A 10,719-nucleotide genomic window follows, 5' to 3' on the forward strand; every position below is an offset into this window, starting at 1 on the left:
CGGGCCCGGTGCTGTCGGTCACAGCACCGGGCCCGTAGGTGACTAGGAAGGTGTCACGCCGTCCACTTGGCCCACGACATGTTCCAGCCGTTGAGCCCGTTGTCGGGTGCCACGGTGGCGTCGTTGGAGTTCTTGACGACCACGACGTCACCGAGGATCGAGTGGTTGAAGAACCACGCGGCCGGAACGGTCTTGCTGTAACCGCCCTTGACGTCCCTCAGGCCTATGCAGCCGTGGCTGGCGTTGTAGTTGCCGAAGGCGTCGCCGCCCCAGTAGTTGCCGTGGACGAAGGTGCCGGAGTCGGTCAGGCGGGTGGCGTGCGGGACGTCCTTGATGTCGTACTCGCCGCCGTAGCCGACCGTTTCACCGTTCATCCGGGTCACGGTGAGCTTCTCGCTCATGACCATCTGGCCGTTCCAGGTGTCGTAGCCGGGCTTGCCGGTGGTGACCGGGATGGTCTTGATGGTCTTGCCGTCCTGGGTGACCTTCATCGTGTGCTTCTTGGCGTCGACGATGGAGACCTGGTTGCGGCCGATGGTGAACCTGACCGTCTTGGTCTGCTTGCCGTAGACGCCCGAACGGCCTTCGACGCCGTCGAGGTTGAGCTTGACGGTGACCTCGGTGCCGGACTTCCAGTAGTTCTCTGGGCGGAAGTCGAGGCGGTCGTTGCCGAACCAGTGGCCCTCGACGTCGACGGCCGGCGAGGTGGTGATGCTGATGGCCTTCTTCACGTCCTCGGGGTGCGTGATGCCCCGGGTGAAGCGGATGGAGAACGGCATGCCGACGCCGACCGTGGAGCCGTCCTCGGGGGTGAAGTAGCCGACGAAGGTGTTCGCCGGGGTCAGCGTGGTGAAGCTGGAGTCCTCGGCGGCGACCCGGCCCGCGGAGTCCTTGGCGATCGCGTGCACGGTGTACTTGGTGGAGGCGGCGAGGTGGGTCGCGGGCGTCCAGGTCGCGCCGCCGCCGGTGATCGTGCCGTCCACCTTCGCGCCACCGGCGTCCTTCACGGTGACCTCGGTCAACTTGCCCTTCGCGGCGGTGATCTTGAGGGCGCCGCTGGTGTTGACGGACTTCGAGCCGTCCTTGGGGGCGATGGTGACGACCGCCTGCGACTGCTTGGTCTGGGCCGTGTCGGAGGCCTTGCCCTTGCTGTCGCCCGAGCCGGAGCCCGACCCCGAGCTGGAGCCACCGCCACCGCCTCCGCACGCGGTGACGGCGAGCAGCAGCACGCCGAGGATCAGCGCCAGCAAGCCCTTGTTTCTCCGGCCGCGCGCGTCAACCGACGCCCCCGATATCGGTCGCACGTTCAAGACTTTCTCCCCTCGCCGGGCCTGGTCCGGCCCGCACCCCTTTGCGCATCTGACGTGCGCGTCCGCGCATATTAACCGCCTGGATTTGAGCTTCGTGTCAGGCGAATGTCACCGTTCGGTCGCAACTTCAACTGCCGCCCGACACAGGCTCCCCGCCCCGCTGCGATCACTTGAAGGCACCGGTCATCTGAGGACACCGGTCACTTGAGGGCAGTGCCCGCCTTCCACTCCTTCCAACCCATGTTCCACCCGCCGAGGCCATTGTCCGGAGCGACCTGTTTGTCGTTGCTGTGCACGACCTCGACCACGTCCCCGACGATGCTGCGGTCGAAGAACCATCCGGCCGGGGTGTCCGAGCCGCCGCCCTTGACGTCCCTCAACCCCACGCACCCGTGGCTGACGTTGACGTGTCCGGGGGCGGCCGGTGCCCAGTAGTTGCCGTGCAGGAAGGTGCCGGAGTCGGTGAGCTTCATGGCGTGCGGGACGTCGGGGATGTCGTACTCCCCGCCGAAGCCGACCGTGCGGCTGTTCATGCGGGTCACCTCCAGCATCTCCATGACCACCATTTTCCCGTTGTACGTCGTCCTTCCAGGGGCGCCGGCGGTGATCGGCACGGTGGCCAGCAGGTCGCCGTCGCGCCGTACCTCCATGGTGTGCTTGGCCGCGTCGACCAGGGAGACCTGGCTGCGGCCGACGGTGAACGAGAACGTCTTGTACTGGAGGCCGTAGACGCCGGGTGCGCCCTCGACGTCCCGCAGGCGGAGGGAGACGGTGACCTGGGTGCCGGGTTTCCAGTAGGACTCGGGGCGGAAGTCGAGGCGGGCCTTGCCGAACCAGTGCGGGCGGACCTCCACGGCCGGCTTCGCGGTGACGTGGATCGCGCGCTCGACGGCGGCCCGGTTCTCGATCTCCCGGTTGAAGCCGAGGGAGACGATCATTCCGGTGCCGACGGTGGCGCGGTTCTCCGGGGTGACGTAGCCGATGAACCGTTCGTCGGGGACGTAGGTCGTGAACGTGGTGTGCCGGGCGGAGCGGCGGCCGTCGCCGTCGAGGGCGACCGCGTCGACGGTGTACCGCGCGGCCAGGGCGAGTTTCGGGTCCTCGGGTTCCCAGCGCAGTCCGTCGTCGGAGATACGGCCCGGGACGGGGGTGTCCTGGGCGTCCTGCTCCTTGACGACCTGCACGGACTCCAGGCGCCCGCTGGGCACCTTGACCAGCAGCCGCTGGTCGGGTTTGACGCCCTTGGCGGTGTCGTCGGGCGAGATCCGGATCACATCCTCGGGCGCCGGTGCCTTGCCGAAGAGCTCGTCGATACCGCCTCCGCCCGAGCCGTCGGAAGTACAGCCGGTGGCTCCGGCCAGCAGTCCTGCCCATGTCAGTACGGCGGCCAGTGCGACCCCTGCGCGCCGCGCGCGCCCTTGTGCATGCCTCACGGGGTGCCCAACGAGCGGCCCTGCCTCAGGGAAACGTGAGTGCGACCCAAGCTCTGGGCAGAACAGTGGGGAGGATGACAGGACAGGGGCTCGCGACCGGGACGTCGGGCGCCCTTCACCTCGTCGTTCCATGAGCCGCAGGAGGCCGGACGGTGTCGAGCGCAGCCGAGCAGGAGGCCGTGCAGGAGGGGCGCGTCGACGGCGACGGCGTGCCGGTGGAGAGTGCCGTGGAGGCCGTACCGGCACCGCGTGCCGCACCCGCGCTGAACGGCGCCCCGCACCCAGCACCGGCCATGCCCGTGTGGCCGGGGACGCCGATGCCGCTGGGGGCCCGGTTCCGGGTCGGCCCGGACGGGGTGGCGGGCACCAACTTCGCGCTGTGGGCGGGGGGTGCGGAGGCGGTCGAGCTGTGCCTCTTCGACGAGCGGGGGGTGGAGACCCGCGCCCCGCTGACCGAGCTGACGCACGAGATCTGGCACGGCTTCCTGCCGGGCGTCCTGCCCGGGCAGCGCTACGGCTTCCGGGTGCACGGCCGCTGGGACCCGTGGACCGGCGCCCGCTGGAACCCGGCGAAGCTGCTCCTCGACCCCTACGCGCGGGCGGTGGACGGCGAGTTCGGGCTGCCGCCCGAGGTGTACGCGCATGTCCGGGACTGGCCGCAACAGCAGGTCGCGGACACCGTGCGCGACGACCGGGACTCGGCGCCGTACGTCCCGAAGGGCGTCGTCGTCCACGACGACACCACGGACGACGAGTGGATGGACGACCGCCGTCCGAAGACCCCGTGGGCGGACTCGGTGATCTACGAACTCCACGTGGGCGGCTTCACCAAGCTGCACCCCGGGATACCCGAGGAACTCCGGGGCACCTACGCCGGGTTGGCGCACCCGGCCGCGATCGAGCACCTGGTGAAACTGGGTGTCACGGCCGTGGAGCTGCTGCCCGTCCACCAGTTCGCGCACGAGGACCATCTGCTGCGCAGGGGCCTGAAGAACTACTGGGGTTACAACTCCATCGGCTACTTCGCCCCGCACGCGGCCTACGCGGCGACCGGTACGGCGGGTCAGCAGGTCGGCGAGTTCAAGCGGATGGTGCGCGCGCTGCACGAGGCCGGGATCGAGGTCATCCTCGACGTGGTCTACAACCACACCGCGGAAGCGGGCGAGTTGGGCCCGATGCTGTCGTTGAAGGGCATCGACAACCGCGGCTACTACCGCCTCCAGAGCGACGCCCGCCGCTACACGGACTACACGGGCTGCGGCAACACCCTGCACGTCGTCCAGCCGCACGTGCTCCGGCTCATCACCGACTCCCTGCGCTACTGGGTCACCGAGATGGGCGTCGACGGCTTCCGCTTCGACCTCGCGGCGGCGCTGGCCCGCTCGATGCACGACGTCGACATGCTGTCCCCGTTCCTCGCGGTCATCGCCCAAGACCCGGTGCTACGACGGGTGAAGCTGATCGCCGAGCCCTGGGACGTGGGCTCCGGCGGCTACCAGGTCGGCGCCTTCCCACCCCTGTGGACGGAGTGGAACGACCGCTATCGCAACGCCGTCCGGGACTTCTGGCGCGGCGCGCTGCCGGACGTACGGGACCTCGGGTACCGGCTGTCGGGGTCGAGCGACCTGTACGCGTGGGGTGGCCGGCGCCCCTACGCCTCGGTCAACTTCGTTACGGCGCACGACGGTTACACGCTCCGGGACCTGGTGTCGTACGAGCGCAAGCACAACGAGGCCAACGGCGAGGGCAACCGGGACGGCACGGACGACAACCGCTCCTGGAACTGCGGGGTGGAGGGCGAGACCGACGACGAGCGCGTACAGGCGCTGCGGCGACGGCAGTTGAGGAACCTCCTCACCACGCTCCTCCTCTCCACGGGCGTGCCGATGCTGGTCGCGGGTGACGAACTGGGCCGGACGCAGCGGGGCAACAACAACGCCTACTGCCAGGACAACGAGATCAGCTGGGTGGACTGGGAACTGCGGGAGGACCCCGGCTGGCGGGCACTGACCGACCTCACCGCCCGGCTGATCGACCTGCGCCACCGCCACCCGGTGCTGCGCCGCCGGGCGTTCTTCTCCGGGCGGGCCCGATCGGCGGACGGCATAAGGGACTTGGCCTGGTTCACCGCGCGCGGCACGGAGATGACGGAACGGGACTGGTACGCGCCCGCCGCCACCCTCGGCATGTATCTCTCCGGCCGGGACATCCCCGGCCGCGACGAACGCGGCGACCCGATCCTCGACGACAGCTTCCTCGCCGTACTGCACGCGGGCGACCGTCCGGTGAGCTTCGTACTGCCCGGGCCTCCGTGGGCGGAGCGGTACGAGGTGGTCGTCGACACCTCGCGGGAGGAGCAGGGGGAGGCGCCGGGGGTGGTGCACCGCGCGGGGTCGGCGATCACGGTGCCGGCCCGGGCGGTGCTGTTGCTGAAGGTGGGCTGAGGGGCGGCTCGGCGACCGGGGGAGGGGGCGGCCGGGAGGGGGTCGAGAGGACGGCTGACACGACCGCCGGGAGCGGGCCAACCGGACAGCCGAAACGACAACCGGCGCAGACCGCTCGGCAACCAGAGGGTGGCTGAGGACGACGGCTGAGCGCGGCCGACGGGACGGTCTGCCGACGGCCCGGAGCGGGCCGAGAGGACGGCTGAGACGGCAACCGGCGCAGGCCCACAGCACAGCCGAGACGGCAACCGGCACAGGCCCACAGCACAGCCGAGACGACAACCGGCGCGGACCGACAGGACAGCCGAGGCAACAACCGACGCGACCGAAGGGACAGTTGAGGTGGCAGCCGGGCGGCCGAAGGGGCGGACGGGGCGGCAGCCGGCGTGGCCGAAGGGACGGGCGGGGTGACGTTTCGGCTCCGTGAACTCCCGGGCAGATGCCTGGGCACGGGGCGGGCCAGCTGATCGCATGGAGGGCACGCCCCGCCGATGCCCCTGCCTCCCCAAAGGAACCCGCATGCCCGAATTAACCCGCCGTGCCTTCGGCGGCCTCGTCGGTGGCGGTGCCGTCACCGCCGTCGCCGGTACGGCCGCCACCGCCGAGGCCGCCGAACAGGCCCCCGCGGAACGCCCGTTCAAGGCCCGCCCCGCCGCCTCGGGAAGACGTCCCAACCTCCTCGTCATCCTCGGCGACGACCTGGGCTGGGCCGACCTCTCCTCCTACGGCGCCCCGCACATCAAGACGCCGAACCTGGACCGGCTGGCCCGGCAGGGGGTGCGGTTCACCGACGCGTACTCCGGCTCGGCGACCTGCTCCCCGACCCGGTTCAGCCTCTACACCGGACGCTATCCGGGCCGTACGCCGGGCGGGCTGGCCGAGCCGATCAACAACCGGTCGCAGGGCCTCGACCCCAGCCACCCGACCCTCGCCTCCCTCCTCAAGAAGGCGGGCTACTCCACCGCCATGATCGGCAAGTGGCACTGCGGCTGGCTGCCCGAGTACAGCCCCACGAAGTCGGGCTGGGACGAGTTCTTCGGCAACCACGGCGGTGTGCTGGAGTACTTCTCCAAGCTCGGACAGCTCGGCGACTACGACCTCTACGAGGGCGACGCCACCTACCAGGACCTGCGCTACTACACCCAGGTGCTGACCGAGCGGGCGGTCGAATACGTCGGCCGGGAGCACGACAAGCCGTGGCTGCTGAACCTCAACTTCACCACCCCGCACTGGCCCTGGCTCGCCGAGGGCGACGCGGAGACCGGCGCCGAGATCGCCGCGAAGATCCGGGCGGCCACCAGCCAGCTGGAGATCAGCGACGCCCTCAACCAGTGGGACGGCGGCTCGGTCGCGAAGTACACGGAGATGGTGCAGAGCCTGGACGCGGCCGTCGGTGAGGTGCTGGCCGCGCTGCGCCGGTCCGGGCAGGAGGAGCACACGCTGGTGTACTTCGCCAGCGACAACGGCGGTGAACGCTGGTCGTATCTCTGGCCTTTGAGCGGCGAGAAGTTCGTGCTCCAGGAGGGCGGCATCCGGGTGCCGACGATCGTGCGCTGGCCGCACCGGCTCGACGGCAACCAGGTCAGCCACGAGCCGAACTTCTCCCCCGACTGGACCGCGACCTTCCTGGAGCTGGCCGGTGCCCGCCCCGACCCGGCGTATCCGCTGGACGGCACGAGCCTCGCCGGCTATCTGCTGAAGGGCGAGGAGCTGCCCGAGCGGGACCTGTTCTGGCGGGTGGAGGCCAACCGGGCGCTGCGGCGCGGCGGTTGGAAGTACTACCAGGACGAGGACGGCGACGACCACCTCTTCGACCTCGCCGCCGACCTCCGCGAACAGGCCGATCTCGCCCCCGACGAACCGGAGTTGCTCGCCGAACTGAAGGCGGCCTGGGAGGAGATAGCCGGCGGCCTGCTGCCCTACCCGACGACCTAGACCCGACCCGGATCAGCCGAGGATCCCCCGGTCGTACGCCGTCGCCACCGCCGCCGCGCGGTCCTTGACGCCCAACTTGCCGTACAGGTGGGTGAGATGGGTCTTGACGGTCGCCTCGCTGATGAAGAGTTCACGGGCGATCTCGCGGTTGGAGGTGCCCTTGGCGACGAGCGCCAGCACTTCGCGTTCGCGGGCGGAGAGCGGCTCGTTGCCGGGGGTCTGCGGGCCGCGCACCGCGGAGACCAGCCGGGAGGCGACGGCGGGCGAGAGGACCGTACGGCCTTCCGCCGCCGCGCGTACGGCGGTGAACAGCTCGTCGCGGGGCGCGTCCTTCAGCAGATAGCCGGTCGCGCCCGCCTCGATCGCGGGCAGGGTGTCGGAGTCGGTGTCGTACGTCGTCAGCACGAGCACCTTCGCGCGGGCGGCGCGGCGGGTCAGCTCCCGGATGGCGTCGACTCCCCCGCCGCCCGGCATCCGCAGGTCCATCAGGACGACGTCCGGGTCGAGGGCGGCGGCCCGCTCCACGGCCTCGACACCGTTGGCCGCCTCGCCCAGGACGCGGAATCCGGGCGCGGACTCGAACATGCCGCGCAGACCGTCCCGTACGACGGGATGGTCGTCCACGATCAGCAGGGAGATCAGCGACTCGTCACTCATGGCGGACCAACGGTACGCGAGCCGACAGGGCGGTGCCGTGACCGGGCTCGGACTCGACCGCGAGCGTGCCCGCGATGCGCTCGGCGCGGGCCCGCATGCCGTCGAGGCCGAAGCCGCCGGCGCGGGTGCGTTCGGGCAGCGCGAGCGGGTCGAAGCCCTGGCCGTCGTCGCGGATGTCGAGGATGACGTCCTCGCCGAGGAAGGAGAGGGTGACGCCGACGCGGGTGGCGCGGGCGTGCCGGGCCGCGTTCGACAGGGCCTCCTGGGCGATGCGCAGCAGGGTCGCCGAGACCTCGTCATGCAGCTGCTCGGTGGTGCCGGTGACGGTGAACTCGGCGCGGACACCGGTGCGTTCGCCCCACTCGGCGACCGTGTTCTTCAGCGCCTCGGGCAGCCCGTCGTGCTCCAGGGCGACGGGCGCGAGGTTCTGCACGGAGCGGCGGGCCTCGCCGAGACTGTGCCGGGCGAGGGTGGAAGCGCGGTCGAGATGCGTACGGGCGGTCGCCAAGTCGGGTGCGTTCGCCACGACTTGGAGCTGGGCGATGATGCCGGTCAGGCCCTGGGCGATCGTGTCGTGGATCTCGGCGGCCAGCCGGCGGCGTTCGTCGGCGACCCCCGCCTCCCTTGCCTGGACGAGGAGTTGGGCGTGCAGGGCGGCGTTCTCGTCGAGGGCCTGCTGGAGGGCGGTGTTGGTGCGTTCGAGTTCGGTGATGGTCTCGGTCCGCTCGCGGGCGCGCCGTGCCTCCTGGTCGGTCATGTGGGCGATCGCCATCTGGAGGACGGAGTTGGCGAGCACGAGCGCCGCGAAGAGGATCCACTGGAGCCCGCTCCCGAGCGGCAACCCGCCGGCCTGCGCTCCGGCCACGGTGACCGCGCTCGCGAACAGCCCGACCCGCTGCCCCACCGTGCCCGGGATCAGTTCGTCGGCGTCCATGAAGCCGGAGGCCGCGTAGAACGCGAAGAACGGGTCGATCCAGGTGAGGGCGAAGGCGATGGCCCAGCGGACGACGTAGTACGCCGTCCCGGTCCACGACGGGGTCCGGCCGCGGCCGGGGCGGCGGACACGGGTGGCGTGCCACCACAGCTGGAGGACGAGCGCGGCACCGGCCAGGGACCAGCCGGCCCACCACTGGGCGGTGCTGTAGTCGAACAGACCGGAGGAGGCGACCGCGAGGACGACACTGATACCGAGCAGCCCGTACGGCCCCCAGGTGTGCAGCTGCTCCCAGCGGCGTTCGATCTGCCGGTCCCTGGTGGTCATCTCCCCAGTCTGCACGGCCGCCGCCCCTACTCCCAGCGGAACCAGCGGGAGGCACCCGCCGTCAGCAGGACGGTCCAGGCCACCAGGACGCCCAGGTGCGTCCAGCCCGGCCAGTGCCCGGCCGCCGCCCGGTTCAGGGCCTCGGCGGCGGCACCGAACGGGGTGTAGCCGACGATCCGGGCCATGACGTCCGGCATGGAGTTCACCGGGATCCACACGCCAGCGCAGAACATCATCGGGAAGAACACCGCCGACCCGATGGCGCCCGCGATCTTCGTCGTCCGTGACAGCGCGGACACCACCGCGCCGAGCGCGAGCGCGGCGAGGACGGCGAGGAGCAGGGCGAGGAGATAGCCGAAGGCCTGCTTGGGGAGCCGTACGTCGAAGGCGAGGCGGCCGACGATCAGCGCGCACAGGGCGGAGGCCAGGGCGGCCGTGCCGTAGACCACCATCTGGGCGGAGAGCAGGGCGGAGGGGCGGACCGGGGTGGCGGACATGCGGCGGAGGATGCCGCGTTCGCGGTAGCCGGTGAGGGTCTGCGGCATCGACTGGAGCGCGCCGACGATCATGCCGAGGAGGACGGTGACCGGGACGTACACGTCGATCGTGCGCAGGCCGCCGAGGTCGGCCTCGTGGTGGCGGAAGCCCGGGATGGAACCCAGGATCACCAGGAGCAGGGTGGGGAAGGCCAGGATCCAGAAGAGGGCGCCCGGTTCGCGGCGGAAGAGGCGCAACTCGGTGCGCAGGACTGCGGTGTTCATCGGGCGACCTCCGTCAGGTCCAGGAAGGCGTCGTCCAACGTGGCGTCGGAGACCCGGAGTTGGTGGGCGGTGATGTGGCCGCGGGCGAGCAGGGTGATGACGGCGTTGACGGTCTCGTCGGTGCCGGAGAGGGTGATCCGGCCGTCCTTGCGGGCCACGGAAGTGAGCGCGGGCAGCGCGTTCAGGTCGCCGTCGTCGAGCGGCCCGGAGGGCGTGAAGCTGATGACGGTGGAGCCCGCCGAGCGGCGGATCAGCCCGTCCGGGGTGTCCAGGGCGGCCACCTTGCCCTTGTCGATCACGGCAATCCGGTCGCAGAGGCGCTGTGCCTCCTCCATGAAGTGGGTGACGAGCAGCACGGTGACCCCGCCGGCGCGGACGTCCTCGATGAGCTGCCAGGTGTCGCGGCGGGCGCGCGGGTCGAGCCCGGTGGTGAGTTCGTCGAGAACGACGACCCGGGGATTGCCGATGAGCGCGAGTGCGATGAACAGCCGCTGCTTCTGGCCACCGGAGAGCTTCGCGAACCGGGTGGTCAACTTGTCGGTCAGGCCGAGGCGTTCGGCCAGCGGCCGCCAGTCGGCAGGGTGCGGATAGAGGGCCGCGTACAGTTCCAGGGCCTCGCGGACGGTGAGCTTGGCCTGGAGTTCGCTCTCCTGGAGCTGGGCACCGAGGACGCGGGCGACCTGCTCGTGGTCGGCGACGGGGTCGAGGCCGGTGACGCGGACCCGGCCCGCGTCCGGGACGCGCAGTCCCTCGACGCACTCGACGGTGGTGGTCTTGCCGGCGCCGTTCGGGCCGAGGATCCCGAAGATCTCGCCCTCCTCGACGGCGAACGAGACACCGTCGACGACGGCCCGGCCGCCGTAGGACTTGCGCAGTGCGGTGACTTCGATGACAGGTGTGGCTGACATGCTCCGAGGG

General features: G+C 70.8%; 8 protein-coding genes. 2 read left to right on the forward strand and 6 right to left on the reverse strand.

The annotated features are described in order from the left end of the window. Nucleotides 1-53: 53 nt before the first annotated feature. Nucleotides 54-1,310 carry a L,D-transpeptidase gene (locus ACFXC1_RS21480; protein ID WP_381244843.1) on the reverse strand — a complete coding sequence of 419 codons (1,257 nt, stop codon included), beginning with the start codon at nt 1,308-1,310 and terminating at the stop codon, nt 54-56. A gap of 200 nt (nt 1,311-1,510) precedes the next feature. Beyond that, the gene (locus ACFXC1_RS21485) at nt 1,511-2,743 is read right to left on the reverse strand and encodes a L,D-transpeptidase (RefSeq protein WP_381244844.1); all 1,233 of its coding nucleotides are present in this window, start codon (nt 2,741-2,743) and stop codon (nt 1,511-1,513) included. A gap of 152 nt (nt 2,744-2,895) precedes the next feature. Here ACFXC1_RS21485 and glgX point away from each other — a divergent pair, with 152 nt between their 5' ends. Both glgX and ACFXC1_RS21495 read left to right on the forward strand, forming a co-directional pair. Then, on the forward strand, nt 2,896-5,187 hold the full coding sequence (gene glgX / locus ACFXC1_RS21490; RefSeq protein WP_381244846.1) for a glycogen debranching protein GlgX: 2,292 nt from the start codon (nt 2,896-2,898) through the stop codon (nt 5,185-5,187). Nucleotides 5,188-5,706: 519 nt separating this feature from the next. After that, nucleotides 5,707-7,122: a sulfatase family protein gene (locus ACFXC1_RS21495; protein ID WP_381244848.1), complete on the forward strand. Its 1,416-nt coding sequence runs from the start codon at nt 5,707-5,709 to the stop codon at nt 7,120-7,122. 12 nt (nt 7,123-7,134) lie between these two features. Here the strand turns inward: ACFXC1_RS21495 and ACFXC1_RS21500 are convergent, their stop codons facing one another. Genes ACFXC1_RS21500 through ACFXC1_RS21515 form a run of 4 tightly spaced genes read right to left on the reverse strand, consistent with a single transcriptional unit; the run spans nt 7,135 to nt 10,709 of the window. Continuing rightward, on the reverse strand, nt 7,135-7,779 hold the full coding sequence (locus ACFXC1_RS21500; RefSeq protein ID WP_381244850.1) for a response regulator: 645 nt from the start codon (nt 7,777-7,779) through the stop codon (nt 7,135-7,137). Beyond that, entirely contained in the window at nt 7,772-9,040 is a 1,269-nt protein-coding gene (locus ACFXC1_RS21505) for a sensor histidine kinase (RefSeq protein WP_381244852.1), read from the reverse strand. The genes ACFXC1_RS21500 and ACFXC1_RS21505 overlap by 8 nt, the downstream gene beginning before the upstream one ends. A 26-nt stretch (nt 9,041-9,066) precedes the next feature. After that, a complete protein-coding gene (locus ACFXC1_RS21510; RefSeq protein ID WP_381244854.1) occupies nt 9,067-9,801 on the reverse strand; it encodes an ABC transporter permease in 735 nt (244 codons plus the stop codon). Further along, complete coding sequence (locus ACFXC1_RS21515) at nt 9,798-10,709, reverse strand: ABC transporter ATP-binding protein (protein WP_381244856.1); 912 nt, start codon at nt 10,707-10,709, stop codon at nt 9,798-9,800. Before ACFXC1_RS21515 ends, ACFXC1_RS21510 begins: the two co-directional genes overlap by 4 nt. Between the last annotated feature and the right edge of the window lie 10 nt (nt 10,710-10,719).

This window comes from Streptomyces hokutonensis (assembly GCF_042751305.1).
Classification (GTDB): domain Bacteria; phylum Actinomycetota; class Actinomycetes; order Streptomycetales; family Streptomycetaceae; genus Streptomyces; species Streptomyces hokutonensis_A.